The 15,495-nt window shown below is 69.2% G+C and carries 16 protein-coding genes; 6 read left to right on the top strand and 10 right to left on the bottom strand.

The window, feature by feature from the left end:
• Nucleotides 1-50: 50 nt before the first annotated feature.
• Nucleotides 51-506 carry an Lrp/AsnC family transcriptional regulator gene (locus AB0H78_RS33760; RefSeq protein ID WP_363238577.1) on the bottom strand — a complete coding sequence of 152 codons (456 nt, stop codon included), beginning with the start codon at nucleotides 504-506 and terminating at the stop codon, nucleotides 51-53.
• A 66-nt stretch (nucleotides 507-572) separates the two neighbouring features.
• Nucleotides 573-1,241, bottom strand: coding sequence for a UbiX family flavin prenyltransferase (locus AB0H78_RS33755; protein WP_363238576.1), 669 nt, complete (start codon nucleotides 1,239-1,241; stop codon nucleotides 573-575).
• A gap of 143 nt (nucleotides 1,242-1,384) precedes the next feature.
• Here AB0H78_RS33755 and AB0H78_RS33750 point away from each other — a divergent pair, with 143 nt between their 5' ends.
• Both AB0H78_RS33750 and AB0H78_RS33745 read left to right on the top strand, forming a co-directional pair.
• A complete protein-coding gene (locus AB0H78_RS33750) occupies nucleotides 1,385-1,942 on the top strand; it encodes a rhomboid family intramembrane serine protease (RefSeq protein WP_363238657.1) in 558 nt (185 codons plus the stop codon).
• A gap of 174 nt (nucleotides 1,943-2,116) precedes the next feature.
• Complete coding sequence (locus AB0H78_RS33745; protein WP_363238575.1) at nucleotides 2,117-3,082, top strand: hypothetical protein; 966 nt, start codon at nucleotides 2,117-2,119, stop codon at nucleotides 3,080-3,082.
• Between the two features lie 115 nt (nucleotides 3,083-3,197).
• Here the strand turns inward: AB0H78_RS33745 and AB0H78_RS33740 are convergent, their stop codons facing one another.
• From AB0H78_RS33740 to AB0H78_RS33725, 4 genes are all read right to left on the bottom strand, one after another.
• On the bottom strand, nucleotides 3,198-3,788 hold the full coding sequence (locus tag AB0H78_RS33740) for a Uma2 family endonuclease (protein WP_363238574.1): 591 nt from the start codon (nucleotides 3,786-3,788) through the stop codon (nucleotides 3,198-3,200).
• A gap of 76 nt (nucleotides 3,789-3,864) precedes the next feature.
• Nucleotides 3,865-4,821 (bottom strand): hypothetical protein, encoded by a 957-nt coding sequence (locus tag AB0H78_RS33735; protein ID WP_363238573.1) that lies wholly within the window; start codon nucleotides 4,819-4,821, stop codon nucleotides 3,865-3,867.
• A 10-nt stretch (nucleotides 4,822-4,831) separates the two neighbouring features.
• Entirely contained in the window at nucleotides 4,832-5,734 is a 903-nt protein-coding gene (gene mqnP, locus AB0H78_RS33730) for a menaquinone biosynthesis prenyltransferase MqnP (protein WP_363238572.1), read from the bottom strand.
• Complete coding sequence (locus AB0H78_RS33725) at nucleotides 5,731-7,188, bottom strand: menaquinone biosynthesis decarboxylase (RefSeq protein ID WP_363238571.1); 1,458 nt, start codon at nucleotides 7,186-7,188, stop codon at nucleotides 5,731-5,733. The genes mqnP and AB0H78_RS33725 overlap by 4 nt, the downstream gene beginning before the upstream one ends.
• 89 nt (nucleotides 7,189-7,277) lie before the next feature.
• Between AB0H78_RS33725 and AB0H78_RS33720 the strand changes: the two genes are divergently transcribed.
• Both AB0H78_RS33720 and AB0H78_RS33715 read left to right on the top strand, forming a co-directional pair.
• Nucleotides 7,278-7,664 carry a PLD nuclease N-terminal domain-containing protein gene (locus tag AB0H78_RS33720; protein ID WP_363238570.1) on the top strand — a complete coding sequence of 129 codons (387 nt, stop codon included), beginning with the start codon at nucleotides 7,278-7,280 and terminating at the stop codon, nucleotides 7,662-7,664.
• 92 nt (nucleotides 7,665-7,756) lie between these two features.
• Nucleotides 7,757-9,175: a cytosine permease gene (locus AB0H78_RS33715; RefSeq protein WP_363238569.1), complete on the top strand. Its 1,419-nt coding sequence runs from the start codon at nucleotides 7,757-7,759 to the stop codon at nucleotides 9,173-9,175.
• Here AB0H78_RS33715 and AB0H78_RS33710 read toward each other — a convergent pair.
• Nucleotides 9,152-10,411 (bottom strand): PucR family transcriptional regulator, encoded by a 1,260-nt coding sequence (locus tag AB0H78_RS33710; RefSeq protein WP_363238567.1) that lies wholly within the window; start codon nucleotides 10,409-10,411, stop codon nucleotides 9,152-9,154. The two genes, AB0H78_RS33715 and AB0H78_RS33710, sit on opposite strands and share 24 nt — an antisense overlap.
• Nucleotides 10,412-10,507: 96 nt before the next feature.
• Between AB0H78_RS33710 and AB0H78_RS33705 the strand changes: the two genes are divergently transcribed.
• Both AB0H78_RS33705 and AB0H78_RS33700 read left to right on the top strand, forming a co-directional pair.
• Nucleotides 10,508-11,473, top strand: a complete 966-nt coding sequence (locus tag AB0H78_RS33705) for a 2-oxoglutarate and iron-dependent oxygenase domain-containing protein (protein WP_363238565.1) — start codon at nucleotides 10,508-10,510, stop codon at nucleotides 11,471-11,473.
• Nucleotides 11,474-11,499: 26 nt separating this feature from the next.
• Nucleotides 11,500-13,518, top strand: a complete 2,019-nt coding sequence (locus AB0H78_RS33700; protein ID WP_363238564.1) for a PE-PGRS family protein — start codon at nucleotides 11,500-11,502, stop codon at nucleotides 13,516-13,518.
• Nucleotides 13,519-13,535: 17 nt separating this feature from the next.
• Here AB0H78_RS33700 and AB0H78_RS33695 read toward each other — a convergent pair whose 3' ends face one another.
• From AB0H78_RS33695 to AB0H78_RS33685, 3 genes are read right to left on the bottom strand one after another with little or no spacing between them, the layout of a single operon-like run.
• A complete protein-coding gene (locus tag AB0H78_RS33695) occupies nucleotides 13,536-14,102 on the bottom strand; it encodes a hypothetical protein (RefSeq protein WP_363238563.1) in 567 nt (188 codons plus the stop codon).
• Nucleotides 14,103-14,149: 47 nt separating this feature from the next.
• Nucleotides 14,150-15,058 carry an aminoglycoside phosphotransferase family protein gene (locus tag AB0H78_RS33690; protein ID WP_363238562.1) on the bottom strand — a complete coding sequence of 303 codons (909 nt, stop codon included), beginning with the start codon at nucleotides 15,056-15,058 and terminating at the stop codon, nucleotides 14,150-14,152.
• A 53-nt stretch (nucleotides 15,059-15,111) separates the two neighbouring features.
• The gene (locus AB0H78_RS33685) at nucleotides 15,112-15,495 is read right to left on the bottom strand and encodes a DUF6234 family protein (protein WP_363238561.1); all 384 of its coding nucleotides are present in this window, start codon (nucleotides 15,493-15,495) and stop codon (nucleotides 15,112-15,114) included.

Here is a 15,495-nt window from a genome sequence, read left to right as displayed (position 1 = left end):
GTCGGCCGCCTCCTGTGTGTCTCCGTAATCAAGCCTCGTCCACGGTACGCCTAGCTCTCCTCGGGCAGCTCCCCGACCCGGTTCTCCCACTTCGTGGAGAGGACGATGGTCGTACGGGTGCGCGAGACGCCGCGCGTGCCGCTCAGCCTGCGGATCGTCTTCTCCAGACCGTCCACATCACTGGCGCGGATCTTGAGCATGTACGAGTCGTCGCCCGCGATGAACCAGCAGTCCTCGATCTCGGCGAGGTCCTTCAGCCGGTGCGCCACGTCCTCGTGGTCGGCGGCGTCGGAGAGCGAGATCCCGATGAGGGCCGTCACCCCGAGACCCAGCGACTTGGCGTCGACGGTGGCGCGGTAGCCGGTGATGACCCCCGCCGACTCCAGGCGGTTGATGCGGTCGGTGACGCTGGGGCCCGAGAGCCCGACGAGCCGGCCGAGCTCGGCGTAGGAGGCCCTGCCGTTCTCTCTGAGGGCCTGGATGAGCTGCCTGTCCACCGCGTCCATGTACGTGAAGCCTTCCTTGTGTCCACCCGTAAAGCGCTTACGTAAGTTAACCGGAGCCCGCGTCCGTCAGCCCCTCCGGGAGCCTCCGCCGAGCTCACCCTCCCAGCGGCGGTACAGCGTGTGGGCGACGCCGGCCGCGTCGAGCACCCGGCCGGCGACGAAGTCGACCAGGTCCTGGATGTGCGTGGCGCCCGCGTAGAAGGCGGGCGAGGCGGGCAGTACGACGGCACCGGCCTCGTCCAGCGCGACCATCTGCTTGAGCGTCTGGCCGCTGAGCGGTGTCTCGCGCACGACGACGACCAGCGTGCGCCGCTCCTTGAGCGTGACGCTCGCGGCCCGCTGCAGCAGGTCCTTGGAGAGCCCGAGCGCGATGCCGGCGACGGCGGCGGTCGAGGCGGGCACGACGATCATCCCCTTGACGGGGTACGAACCGGACGACGGGCCGGCGGCAAGATCCCCGGCGGGCCAGTGCCGTACCGCGTCGATGTCCACGTCGAAGGTGCCGGGCTTCCCGTCCGCGCCCCGCGCGAGCCACGCGTGCAGGTCCTCCTGCCAGTGCGCGTCCCGGAAGCCGATCCCGGTCTCGTCGAGCAGCGTCAGCCGCGAGGCCCGGCTGACGACCAGGTCCACGGCCTCGCCCGCATCGAGAAGTCCGCGGACAACGGCAGCGGCATAGGGGGTGCCGGACGCCCCGGAGACCCCGACGACCCAGGGGACGCGCTCACCGTCGTTCATGGGACCGAGCCTAACCGGCGCCCCTGTCCGGGAACCGACCACGGTGCGGCGTACGTTCTACGGCACAAGGGGTGGGGCCTGTGAGGGAAAACAGCGGGTTGAACGAACGGTGGGACGGCAGGGCGAAAGCCGCCGCCCTCCTCATGGCGGGCTGGGTGGCGCTGCTGTGGCTGCTCGAAGTGATCGACGTGGCGTCGGACCACGCGCTGGACGCGGGTGGGATCACCCCGCGCCGTTTCGACGAGTTGCCGGACATTTTCTCGGCGCCGTTCCTGCACAGCGGCTTCGACCACCTCATGGGGAACACGCTGCCGCTGCTGATTCTCGGCTTCGTGGCAGCCCTTTCCGGGATACGCCGCTTCGCCAAGGTCGTCCTGACGGTGACGGTGATCGGCGGCCTGGGGGTCTGGCTCACATCTCCGGCGAACTCGGTGACCATCGGCGCATCCGGCATCGTCTTCGGCCTGTTCGGCTATCTCCTCGTGCGCGGTTTCGTGAACCGCTCGCCGCTGGACGTGGTGGTGGGGGTGATCGTGGCCGCGGTGTACGGATCGATCCTGTGGGGCGTGCTGCCGACAGACTCCGGGATCAGCTGGCAGGGCCACCTCTTCGGTCTGGCCGGGGGCGTGGGGGCGGCGTTCGCGTTCCGCACCCCACCCCACGCGGCAGTGACCAAGGGCACTGCCTCGCCGCACCTTTAACCATTTCTTAAGCCGAACCTTCACAGGTACTTTTCACCTGAGTCTCATTTCTTTCGTCTGCCAAGGAGTCCAGTCATCAACACGAAGCGCAGGGGTCTTGCCGCCGCCGGCTGCATAGCCCTGATCACCGCTCTGTCCGCCGCCTGCGGCACCGCCGAGAACATCAGCGCGGGCATGAAGGTACAGAACGCCTTCGAGAAGCTGAGCGAACAGAAGTCGTTCAGCGCCGAGCTGGGCTTCGACGGCAGCGCCGACGAGATCTACGCCGCCATGAAGAACGAGGACGACTTCCAGCGCTCCGACGCGCAGATGCTGGCCGGCCTGAAGGTGAAGTTCGGCGCCGCGTCGGACAAGCCGCTCAAGGACGCCAAGGACCTCACGAAGGACAACGGCTCGATCGCCCTCGCGCTGAGCAACGGCACGTCGGACCTCTTCGAGTTCCGTTCGGTCGACGGCAAGATGTACCTGCGCGCGGACCTCAAGGCGATGTCGGCCCTGGACACGAGCAGCAAGAACGAGAGCTCCAAGGAGCTCGACACCATGCTGAAGCAGGCCGACAAGCTGCCGTCCTCGCTGGGCTCCGTGAAGAACGTCTTCCAGGGCAAGTGGGTCTCCTTCGACCCGAAGTCCTTCACTGACTTCGCCAAGCAGAGCGGCATGGGCGGCGACGACTCCCCGCTCCCCGTCCCCGACACTTCGTCCCTCGACGCCAAGCAGCAGAAGCAGGCGATCGAAGCGGTCAAGAAGGCGCTCGGCGAGAACGCGGAGTTCAAGGACGCCCCGACCAAGGACGGCGTCGAGCACGTCACGGTCACCGTCGAAGGACGCAAGGCGGCCACGGACCTGGTGAACGGCCTGAAGCCGTTCCCGCAGTTCAAGAAGAGCCTCAAGGACTTCAAGCCGTCCGACGTCCCGAACAAGAAGATCGCCATCGACGTGTCGATCAAGGACGGCCTGCTCTCCGGCGTCTCCTTCGACGTGGCCCAGCTCGACACCAAGGCCAAGGGCAAGCTCCCGGTCTCGATCGCGATCGACGGCAAGGCCATCCCGGTGACGCCCCCGGCGAACGCGGCGGAGCTGAAGCCGCAGGACCTGATGAGCGCAGTGATGTTCATGGCGATGGGCGACGCGAAGATCTGATCCCGCGCACGCGCACGACGAGAACAAGAGGGGCCCGCACCGGCCGCACGACGACCGGTGCGAGCCCCTCCGCGTTCAGACGCCTGCAGACCTGGACTGTGTGTCCCAACGCCGGCTAGAGGGCGTCGAGTTCAGTGAGATCGATGTCGATGTCGTAAGGCACGCTGAGCTTGATGCGGTCGTGCTGAATCCCGGTCAGGGCGTACGTACGGGTCGCCTGGCCAAGTTCGTAGACCTGCACGACGGGGTGGTCGTCCTCGCCGGCCATCTCCACGAGCCAGAAGTGCTGGATGCCCGCAGCTGCGTACTTGCCCGGCTTGGTGTTCCGGTCGCGTGCCTCGGACTCGGGGGAGACGACCTCAATGGCGAGCAGGACGTCGGCAGCCTGGAAGCAGGTCTGGCTGCGGCTGGTCACGGCATCGGCGCGGACGACGCAGACATCAGGTTCGGGGCCGTTGCGGCGGTCGAGGATGACCGTCATCTCACGCTTGACCTTCAGCCCGTCCGGCACGGTCCGGCGCAGACTGCCCACCAGCAGATCGATCACATCAGCGTGAAAAATTCGCTGCGGACTCACGAAGACCAGGCTCCCGTCGATCAGCTCGGTGTGCGGCGGGAGGTCAGGCAGCGTGAACAGGTCGTCCACGGTGTAACCGTCCTGCGGCGGCACCGGCCAGTGGTACTGCTCGACGGAGTCGGCGGTCATGGTTCCTCCCATGATTCCCATGGACGAGAGCGAAGCATCCGCTGCCCACGGTATCCGCAGCTTCGAGATCCCGTCATCACATCGGGTGACGCCAGCTACGAATGATTCGCTGTACTCGACCACCGGACTGAGGATCACTCCGAAGTGGCTCCAGGCCCAGCAGCAACTGGCGGCGGGATTCAGGGGATATCTGACCCAACGCCTTTGCAGCCATAACAGCCTCGCGCACAGCCTTCGGCTCATGCATGGCGGGACCGTTAAGGGCCCTCATCACGAGATCGACGCCAAAATGCGATTCGCCTCTCGACGCAAGGCGTCGTACGACTTCACTAAGTGGCGGATCCGGCAACCACGGCGTCTCCCCCCTACGGTCCGTGGCTGGCAGGAGGGCGGTGAGGGTTTTCGCTGCCTCAGCGGTCCACGGCAGACCAGAGTCGAGACCGGCCACTACAGCAGCGATCCGAACCTTGTCCGGCTCCGTGTGGGACAGGGAACTACTCGCCAGAAGCCTCGCGGATTCCGGAGAGACTGCTGCGACGGCGTACAGAAGGTCCGCCCGAACTGAGGGTTCCTGTTCGATCGACCACCGAGCCATCAACGCATCTGCCACCTCTTGGGCCGGTCCGGATTTAGCCACCGCCCAGAGGGCATATTGGCGCACGCCGGCGTCAGGCGCTGCCAATTGAGAGACCAACAGCGGATACTGTTGGCGGACGGCGAGACGCGCCGCCCCCTGAGCGATATCGACCTCGCTGTCGGCGTCAGCGATATACCCCAGCAAGCCAAGAAGAGTCGGCGCGAATACACCGGCACAAGCCAATCGCGCGATGAACGGAACCGCCGGAATCGTTGCCGGGAATACCGTGCCTTGATTGAGAACTCGATCGGACAGGCCAAAAATCGCCGCCTCCGAATCCACCGGGTCCGGCGAAGCGAGGGACCGCAAGATATCCGGCATATCCGGCATATCCGGCTCCCCCACACCTGCCCATGGCACGGAATCAAGACCCTCGAAGGCCAGGTCGAAGTCCACTCTCTGAGGGCTACACCGTCAGGCCGCGGACCAGCAGGTCCAGCAGGGCGCAGACGAAGAGTGCGATGCCGATGAAGCCGTTGACCTGGAAGAACGCGCGGTTCAGGCGGGACAGGTCGTGGGGCTTCACGATCTGGTGCTCGTAGAGGAAGGCCGCCGCGACGATCAGCAGGCCCAGCCAGAGGAAGAAGCCGCCGTCGGTGGCCAGGGCGTACCAGACGAGAAGGATCATGGTGATCGTGTGGCAGGTGCGGGCGCCGTAGATCGCGGCCGGGATGCCGAAGCGGGCCGGGACCGACTTCACGCCTTCGCCGCGGTCCGCCTCTACGTCCTGGCAGGCGTAGATCAGGTCGAAGCCGCCGATCCAGACGCCGACGGCGAGTCCCAGGAGGACCGCGTCCCAGGACCAGCTGCCGGTGATCGCGATCCAGGCGCCGATCGGGCCCATCGCCTGGGCGATGCCGAGGATGGCCTGCGGGAAGTTCGTGAACCGCTTGCCGTAGGGGTAGACCACCATCGGGACGACCGCGATGGGGGCCAGGGCCAGGCAGAGCGGGTTCAGGGCCGCGGCCGCGCCCAGGAAGATCACCAGCGCGATCGCGGCGCCGGTCCACGCGGAACGGACCGAGACGACGCCGGTGACCATTTCGCGGTTGGCCGTACGCGGGTTACGGGCGTCGATCTCGCGGTCGATGATGCGGTTGCACGCCATGGCGAAGGTCCGCAGGCCCACCATCGCGATGGTGACCAGGAGGAGCAGGCCCCAGTGGATGTTGCCGTCCTTCTGGAACATCGCGGTCAGGGCGGCGGTGTAGGCGAAGGGCAGCGCGAAGACCGAGTGCTCGATCATCACCAGGCGCAGGAACGCCTTGGTGCGTCCCGGCTGCGGGATGGCGGCGGCAGCGCTGGTCACAGTCCGTACTCCTTCCAGCGGCGGTCGACCGTCGCTGCTGTCGTGGGGTCGGACTCGACCATGTTCGGCCAGCCGCCGTCCCGCGTGTAGCCCTCCTCGGGCCACTTCTTCGTGGCGTCGATCCCCGCCTTGCCGCCCCAGAACTGCTGGTAGGAGGCGTGGTCGAGGTGGTCGACCGGACCCTCGACGACCGTGAGGTCGCGGGAGTAGTCCGTATTGCCGAGGGCCCGCCAGGAGACCTCGTGGAGGTTGTGGACGTCGCAGTCCGCGTCGACGATCACGATCAGCTTGGTCAGGGACATCATGTGTGCCCCCCAGATCGCGTGCATCACCTTCTGCGCGTGCTTGGGGTACTTCTTGTTGATCGAGACGATCGCGCAGTTGTGGAAGCCGCCCGACTCGGGGAGGTGGTAGTCCACGATGTCCGGGACGATGATCTTGAGGAGCGGGAGGAAGAAGCGCTCCGTGGCCCGGCCCAGGGGGCCGTCCTCGGTCGGCGGGCGGCCTACGACGATCGACTGGAGCAGCGGGCGCTTGCGCATCGTGATGCAGTCGATCGTGAGCGCGGGGAAAGGTTCTTGGGGGGTGTAGAAGCCCGTGTGGTCGCCGAACGGGCCCTCGGGGAGCGTCTCGCCCGGCTCCAGCCAGCCTTCGATCACCACTTCGGCGTTGGCCGGGACCTGGAGCGGGACCGTCTTGCAGTCGACCATCTCGACCCGCTTGCCCTGCACGAAGCCGGCGAAGAGGTACTCGTCGATGTCCTCGGGGAGCGGGGCCGTCGATGCGTACGTGACCGCCGGCGGGGCTCCGAAGGCGATCGCGACCGGGAGGCGTTCGCCGCGCTTGGCGGCGACCGCGTAGTGGTTGCGGCTGTCCTTGTGGATCTGCCAGTGCATGCCGATGGTGCGCTTGTCGTGGCGCTGGAGGCGGTACAGGCCGAGATTGCGGATGCCGGTCTCGGGGTGCTTCGTATGGGTGAGGCCCAGGTTGAAGAAGGAGCCGCCGTCCTCGGGCCAGGTGAAGAGCGCGGGGAGCAGGTCCAGGTCGACGTCGTCGCCCGTGAGGACGACCTCCTGGACGGGCGCGCTGTCCTGCTTGACCTTCTTCGGCGGTACGTGCGCCATCGTGCCCAGCTTGCCGAAGGCCTCGCGCACCCCGACGAACCCCTGCGGCAGTTCGGGGCGCAGCAGGCCGCCGATCTTGCCGCTGATCTCGTCGTACGACTTGAGGCCGAGCGCCTTCAGGAGACGGCGGTCCGTGCCGAAGACGTTCATCGCGAGCGGCATCGAGGCGCCCTTGACGTTCTCGAAGAGGAGCGCGGGGCCGCCGGCCTTGTTCACCCGGTCGACGATCTCCCCGATCTCCAGGTGAGGGTCGACTTCGGCCTTGATGCGCTTGAGGTCGCCCTCGCGCTCCAGAGCGCGGAGCAGCGAGCGGAGATCGTCGTAAGCCATGCCGTCCAGTATCTGCCACCCGCTAACCTGTGCGCGTCACCGGGGCGGCGCACACGCCCCGCCGCCGTCCCCGGGGGGATCGCTCCACCATGCTCAGGTACATCCCGTTTCTGCTGGTCCTCGCGCTGTGGATCTACGCGTTCATCGACTGTCTGAACACCCCGGAGCAGGAGGTCCGCGGCCTGCCCAAGGTCGTCTGGGTCATCATCATCCTGCTCTTCGGCGAGGTGCTCATCGGCCCGATCGCCTGGCTGGTCGCGGGCCGCACGCGCCGCGCCCCCGCGGGCGGTTCGACGCCCTCGGAGTGGCACCGTAATCAGCGCACCACCTGGACGGCGCCGGACGACAACCCCGAGTTCCTGAAGTCCTTGAAGGAAGAGAACAAAAAGGACGAGTCGCTCCTCAAGGACTGGGAGGCGGACCTGCGCCGCCGCGAGGAGGAGCTGCGGCGCAAGGAAGACGGCGGCACGAATTGAGTCGAGGCGTACACGCTGTACGTCCTCGCGCCCCCCGAAGCGGACACTGCGCCCCTGACGCGAGGGGCGGGTGAGCCGGACACTTACGGGGCATGACGACCGTTCCCACCAGCGCTCCGGCGCCCGCCGCCCCCGCCGCCGACTACGGCGACAAGGTCATCGCCGTAGAGACGGCGGGCTCCGACCCCATCCCGCTCGCCGAGCGGCACGGGCACCCCCGTCAGCTGCTGTGGACCTGGGCCTCGCCCAACATCGAGTTCGCGACCGTCTACATCGGCGTCATCTCGGTGCTCTTCTTCGGCCTCAGCTTCTGGCAGGCCGCGGCCGCCATCGTCCTCGGTACGGCGATCGGCTCGCTCACCCAGGGCCTGCTCTCCACGGACGGCCCGCGCTTCGGCGTCCCGCAGATGGTCATGGGCCGCCTCTCCTTCGGCTTCCGCGGCAATGTGCTGCCCGCCGGGGTCAACGCCCTGGTGGCGGGCGTCGGCTGGTTCGCGGTGAACAGCGTCAGCGCGGCCTTCGCGCTGAACACCCTGACCGGGCTGCGGCCGCTTCCGAGCCTGCTGCTCGTGGTGGTCGCCGAGATGGCGATCGGCTTCATCGGCCACAACTTCGTCCATGTCTTCGAGCGGTACGCGCTCCCGCTGCTCGCCGTCGTCTTCGTCCTGGCCGGCATCTGGACCTTCGACCACGCCCACCTCTCGGCCACCGCAGGCGACGGCTCCGGCGGCTCCCTCGGCGGCTTCCTCCTCGCGACGAGCACGGCCTTCGGCTACGCGGCGGGCTGGAACACCTACGCCTCCGACTACACCCGCTATCTCCCCCGTACCGCCTCCCGCCTCAAGACGGCCCTCTTCCCCGGCCTCGGCCTCTTCGTCTCGATCTCCGTCGTCGCTCTCATCGGGGCGGCCTCCGCGACGATCGCCGCCCCCAAGGACGCCACCCCGACGGCCGCCTTCACGGGCCATCTGCCGGGCTGGCTCGGCGACTTGACGCTGATCGCGATCATCCTGGGCGGCATCTCCGCCAACGCGCTCAACATCTACTCCTCCTCCATGTCGCTGACCTCGCTGGGCCTGAAGCTGCCGCGGTGGCTGGGGCGTTCGACGCTGGTCGTGATCTCGGGCGTGGCCGGCACGGCGGCCGCCTGGGCGTCGCTCTCGGACGCGGGGCATGCGTACGAGGCGTTCCTGCTGGTCATCGCGTACTGGGTCGGGCCGTGGCTCGGCGTCGTACTCCTGGAGCGCCGGCTCTCCGCGCGCACCACGCCCGACGAGGAGCTGACGCAGCGCATGACGGATCGCGGGTACGCCAACTGGGCAGGTGTGATCGCCCTGTTGGCGGGTGTCGCGGTCTCGGTCCCGCTCTTCTCCAACCAGGAGCAGTACGTGGGCTGGGCGGCCGAGCGCTGGTCGTCGCTGGGTGACATCACGTGCCTGGTCGGCTTCGCGGTGAGCGCCGTGACGTACGGGGCGATCAAGACGCTGTCAGGCCGCGGCCACCGCGCCTGACCGCCCGCCGACGCCCCCGAGGGACTCCGCGGCCCCGCGCACCACCCGGTGCGCGCAGTCCGCGGAGAGCAGTTCGCCGAGGAGTTCGGGGTCGGCGACCTCCAGGCCGAGCAGCGACTCGATGCGTTCCAGACGCTGGTAGAGCGACTGGCGGCCGATGTGGAGGAGTGCGGCGGTGCGGGTGGGGCTGCAGCCGTTGCGCAGGTGCACTTCCAGGGTGCGTACGAGATCGGAGCCGTGCGCCGCCTCCCACGCGAGCAGCGGACCGAGGGTGTGCTGCACGAGGTGCGCGAGGCGGTCCCTGTTGGCGTCGATGCCGCCGCGCGTCAGCTCCCGCTCCAGGGCGAGGGCCCGCGACGAAGTGACCAACGGACCCTGTATGAGGCCGGGTTCGGCGGGAGCGACGGTCAGCGCGAGCTCCAGTGCGGTCCGCGCGGCCCGCAGCGTCTCGCTCCACCGCTGCCAGCCCGCGTCCGCCGCCACCGCGTGCCCGACCGCGGCGACCACGTCGGGCGCGCACCCGCCGAGCACCTCCTGCACGGCCCGCACGGGGTCGCGCCGCGCCCCCGCGACGGCGACCAGTCCGAGCGTGTCCCCGGGAAAGGCCGCGCACAGCACCGCATGCCCGCCGAGCCGCCGCACCGCTCCCCCGAGGCCGCCGTCGATCCCCTGCGCGGAAAGCCCCACGAGCTTCGTGCCGGGTGCGGGCCGGAAGCCCGCGAGCGCCGAACGGGCGGACACCTCGGGCTGGTTGAGGGCACGCCCGTCGGCCAGGTCGGCGAGCAGGGCCGCGGCATGGTCGCCGCCCCAGGGCCGTACGGCGGGACCGGTCAGCCCCTCCGCGACGATGGCCCGATTGGCGGCCTCGGCGATCCGTACGAAAGGAACGACCCGCCGCAGCGCGACGAGCGGCAGCCCCAGACGCCCCGCCTCGTCGACGACCTCCGCGGGCATGTCGGCGAGCGCCCGCCCCACCTCGACGACGAGCCCGACGGCGCCGCGTGCGGCGAGCTCGCGGACGTACCGGCGCCGCGTCTCCTCATCCGCGTCGACCAGCCCGAAGCCATTGGTGAGCAGCAGCTCGCCGCCGTCCAGGAAGTTGGCGCCCTCGTAGACCTCGCTGGAATGGACCCAGCGCACCGGCCGGTCGAGGGCGTCGGCGCCCGCGAGCAGCACGGGGGCCGCATCGCGCAGGACGTCCAGGGAGAGAATCTCGCGGAGGGTGAGTGCGGGCATGGGGAGGGCCTCCCGACAGTTCGTCCGGCGTGCGGCTGCCCGGAGAGTACTTTCCGCACGTTGCCCCGGTGTTTCCTCACCAGGAGAGTGAGAGCCATGAGCGAACCCCGTATCCCCACGATCGACCTCGCGCCCTGGACGGCCGGCGACGCGAGCGCACGCGCCGCGATCGCCGAGACCGTCGACCAGGCGCTGCAGACGGCGGGCTTCCTGCTGGTGACGGGCCACGGCGTGGACCCGGCTCTCCGTACGCGGATCCGTGACTCGGCACGGGAGTTCTTCCGGCTGCCGCCCGCGACGAAGGAGCCGTACGCGGTGAAGGTCGGCGGCCGCGGCTGGCTCGGACCCGGCGCGGAGGCCAACGGCTACTCGGAGGGGACGCCGACGCCCCCCGACCTGAAGGAGTCGATCTCCTTCGCGGCGGAGGAGAGGACGGGCGACGCGGAGATCGACGCGGAGTGGTTCGCCCCCAACACCTGGCCGGCGGAGGCTCCGGCGCTGAAGGCCCTGGTGGAGACGTACCTCTCCCAGATGCAGGCGCTCTCCGACCGGCTCCTGGAACTCCTGGGCGTCGCGCTCGGCCAGGGCACGGACTTCTTCACCCGGCACACGGCCCATCCCACCTGGGGTTTCAACATCAACTGGTACCCCGGCACGGAGGTGACGGGTACCCCGGAGCCTGGCCAGTTCCGTATCGGCCCGCACACGGACTTCGGCACGGTGACGGTGCTCGACCGCCAGGCGGGCAAGGGCGGGCTGCAGGTCTTCACGGACGAGGGCGGCTGGGAGGACGCCCCGTTCGATGCGGACGCTTTCACCATCAACATCGGTGATCTGATGGCGCGTTGGACAGGCGACCGCTGGCGCTCGGGCCGCCACCGGGTGCTGCCGCCGCCGGCGGACGTACCGGCGGAGGAGCTGATGTCGCTGGTCTACTTCTACGAGTGCGACCCGCGTACGACGGTCGCCCCGGTCCCCGCACCGACGGGCCGGGTGGCGTACGAGCCGGTGGACAGCCATGTCTATCTGCGGGCGAAGCTGGACGCGATCACGGTGACCTGAACGGGCGTTCGGGCAGGATGGCTCCCATGACGGGTGTGAGCGACGGACTTCGGGAGTTGCTGGGGCGCGCCGGCCTGGAGATCGCGGGGGACCGGCGGATCGAGGAGGTGCTGCCGGTCCGGGCCGCGATGCGCGCGGTCGCCTCGATGGAGACCGAGCCGACCGTGGCCGTACGGCACGACCATCCCGATCCGGTCGCCGAGCTCAACGCGCAGTGGCACCGGCTCGCGGTCGGGAACGGGGTCATCGGCGAGGACGGCGTGTTCCTCATAGCCGCCGGCGGTGACGGCGGTGACAGCGGTAACAGCGGTGACGGCGGTGACGGCTGGACGCGGGTGAGGCTCACCGACGGGTGGGATCTGGCCGGGGTGCTCGGCCCCCGGCCCGGTCGGCCGGAGTTCATCTCCCTCTCGCTGGACGGCGATCGCCTGCTGGGGGCGACCACCGAGGAGTACGAGGTGTGGCTCGTCGCCGTGGACCGCATCCGGGAGCGGCAGGAGGCGGCAGCGGAGGCGGCGGTCCGGGAGAGCGCGGAGGAGCGGGAAGGGGCTTGGGCTTCGCTGGCCGGGGGGTTGAAGCCTTCGAAGAAGCTGCGCGGGCAATGGGCGGACGGGCTGGCGCTGAACCCGGCGACGCCCGAGGACTTGTTGGCCGATCTGCTGGGGCTGACGCAGTACGTGATGTTCCGCGCCCTGCCGGCAGCTGTCGTCGAAGCGGCCATCGCCCACCCGGAGGTCAAAGTCCGCGAGGTACTGGCCGAGTACAACTCTCATCTCACAGCTGAGCAGTGGACCCGTCTGATCCTGGAGGAAAGGAACGAGCGGTACCGGTGGATGTTCACCTGGATCGCGGCAGACCGACGGGTGGACCTGCCCGACATCGCGTGCGAGCAACTCGCCGCGGACCCGTCCACACGGATACGCCGACAGGCTGTCCGCCTCCCCGGACTGCCGATACGGGTACTGACCGCACTGGCCGCAGACGACGATCCGTCCGTGCGCGCCTCGGTCTGTTCAGGTGCTTGGCACCGGCTGGAAGGCACGGTCCAGCAAGGACTGCTCGATGACTCCGACGACCACGTTCGGATCGAGGCGCTGCTCCAGCATCATCTGGTGCACCCGCTGTCCCGATCGGCCTTCGAGGCACAGGAGTTGAACAACCTCGCAGCGAAGACGTGCCGCCTGGAACGCGGGCTTGCCGAACACGCGGCCCGCCATGAGGACCTGTACCTGCGCCGCTCCCTCGCGGACAACCCGCACCTGGACCCCGACCTGGTGAGCCTCCTCGCCCAGGACCCGGACCAAGGCGTCCGGACCACGATCGCCTCGCGCCCCGACATCACCGAGGAACTACGGGCGGCCATCGACTTCTCCTTCGACCCGCACACTCGTTACGGACCCCTCCGTTGGGTCCTGGCCCTGCACGACGATCCCGCCGCCATGCGCCGTCTGGCCGCCTCCGCGCACCCTCTCGTACGCAGAAGCGTCGCGCGCGCCCGCCGTCTCCCGCCGGATGTCGTCGAACGCCTCGCCCGCGACGAGGACCGCGTGGTCCAGCTCTTCCTCGCGGAGTCCTGCGACGACGCGCCCGCGGACATGCTGCTGCGGGTGTGGCAGTGGTGGACCGGCAGCTTCAGCTTCCCCGACCGCCCGCGCGGTCATCCGAACTTCCCGCGGCACGGCCTGCTCCGTTACGCCGACGACCCGAACCCGCGGATGCGCCAACTGGCCCTGGACGACCCGCAGTCCACGGCCGAACTCGTGGAGAGGTTCAGCAGGGACGACAACGCGGACGTGCGTTACCGGGCATCGTCCGACCCGCGCCTGAGCCCCGCGTCCGCGGTGCGGCTGCTCGACGACCCGCACGACCGCATACGCCACGCGGCTGCCCGGCACCCCTTGCTGCCCGCACGGGTGCTGGTCGGTCTGCTGCGGGACACCGGCACCGCGAGAGCCGCGGCCCAGCACCCGACCGTGCCCCAACCCGTCATCAGGCAGCTGGTCCAGCGCCTCCGGCCCCCCGCCGAAGTCGTCCCGGCGCCCTGAACCGATGGAAATCGCGCCTACTTCAGGTCCAGGAAGGACGCGGGGTCGTCCGGGTCGACCGGCAGCCCTGCCGGTCGCTGAGGGTCGTAGTGGCTCCTGGCGAAGGTGTCATCGGCCCGGTGCACGACATCCGCCTGCGGAGGCGCGGGCCACGAGATCAGGAGGTGCTCCTCCGCGCCATCGGCATCGCCCGAGTCCCGGCCCCGCGTGTGGGCGCGCACCCGGTACCAGCCGGGCCCGGCCGTCGCGAAGTTGCCGGCCTCGTCCACCACTTCGCCGCCCCACTGGAACAGCCTCAGCATGCCGCTGCTGCTGAAGACGCTCACCTCCACGACCGTCTCCCACCCTTCGTCCACGGTTGGTGGTGCGTCCACACGCTGTTCCGTGGTCAGGGATATCCACCCCGTGTGGGTCCCGGCGCGCACGGTGAGATGCTCCGGTCCTCCCGCCGCCAGGCTGTTGCCCGCGAAGATCCGCTCCACGGTGTCGCTGTCGCCGTAGACGTCGAGGAACTCCATGCCCTGCAGGTAGTACTGGGAGTACGAGACGAACATCCGGTCCGTGGTCCATCGCGTGAGTCGCATGTACGGATCATGCCGCCCGGTACTGACAACGCCGCCTGCGGAAGCGCCTACCGGGACCGCCCGTGATCGGCCAGCACCTCGTCGATCAGGCGCCGGTTGACGGCCGCCTCCACCGGATCCGTGTCGATGCAGCCGCTCAGCACCAGCAGCGACTTCCACAGCAGCCAGCCCCTGGCCCGCGCCCACATCGCGGGATCTGCTCGTACGGTGGCGCGGAAAGCGGCCCGCGCCTCGCCTTCGAACATGCCGAGTCCGGCGACCAGATCGCAGGCCGGGTCGCCGACGCCCGAGGTGCCGAAGTCGATGACGGCGGTCAGTTTGCCGTCGGCGACCAGGAGGTTGCCGGGGGCGATGTCGCCGTGGAACCAGACGGGTTCGCCGTGCCATTCGGCCGCGAGGGCCGCCTCCCACACGGCGGCGGCCTCCGCCGTGTCCACCCGGCCTGCCAGCGCGGCCAGGCAGCGGCGGGTCTCCTCGTCGTAATGCAGCAGCGACGCACCCCGGTACCAGCTGTGCTCCCCGGCGAGCGGTCCGCCCGTCGCGTCGCAGCGCTGGAGCGCGCCGATGAACTCGCCTACGGACACCGCAAATTGGACCCGGTCGTCGATCCGGGCACGCAGGGCCGCCTCACCGTCCAGCCAGCCCCGCACGGACCAGGGATACGGGTACCCCTCCCCCGGCGCGCCCTTGGCGAGCACCGGCGGGACGGCGACCGGCAGCTGGGATGCGAGCAGGGGGAGCCAGTGGTTCTCCTTGTCGACGGCCGGTGCGTAGCCCGCGGCCGTCGGCAGCCGTACGGTCATGTCGTCGCCGAGCCTGTACGTGCGGTTGTCCCAGCCCTCCACCTCCACGGGGGCCACATCGAGCGCGCTCCACTGCGGGAACTGGGCGGCGATCAGTCGCTTCACGAGGGCGGCGTCGATACCGGCGCGGCCGTCGGGAGGAGTCGAAACCATCCGGGGATGGTCGCTTCGGCGACGTACTGTGCGCAACTGGATATCCGGGCCCGTCAGTCGTAGCAGTACGCCCCGTTGTGCTGCGCGAGACAGGCCCGTTCCGCCTTCTTGTGGTCCTCGTGCACCTGGCCGGCCGCCCCGGCCAGGATGACGAGCACCAGGCCGATCGCCATGAAGAACTGGCCCCAGCCCGTCACCTTCGCCTTCCGGCGCGACGCCAGGATCATGGCGAGGACGGTCAGTCCGGTGAGCACGCCGACCGCCACCAGGTACCACCAGACCGGGTCGGCGGTGACGTTCGCCTCAGGGTCGAGGGTCCAGCCGGAGACCGCCCAGAGGATGAAGATCACGACCAGCGCGAGCAGTTCGACGAAGATCAGCAGACAGCCGCTCGCGGCGTCGGCGCCCACACTCGGCGAGTCCAGGGATTCCGTCAT

The sequence above is a fragment of the Streptomyces sp. NPDC050738 genome (assembly GCF_040654175.1).
Lineage (GTDB): Bacteria > Actinomycetota > Actinomycetes > Streptomycetales > Streptomycetaceae > Streptomyces.
Note: the sequence above shows the minus strand (reverse complement) of the source record. Positions and strands in the feature narration are given on the sequence as shown.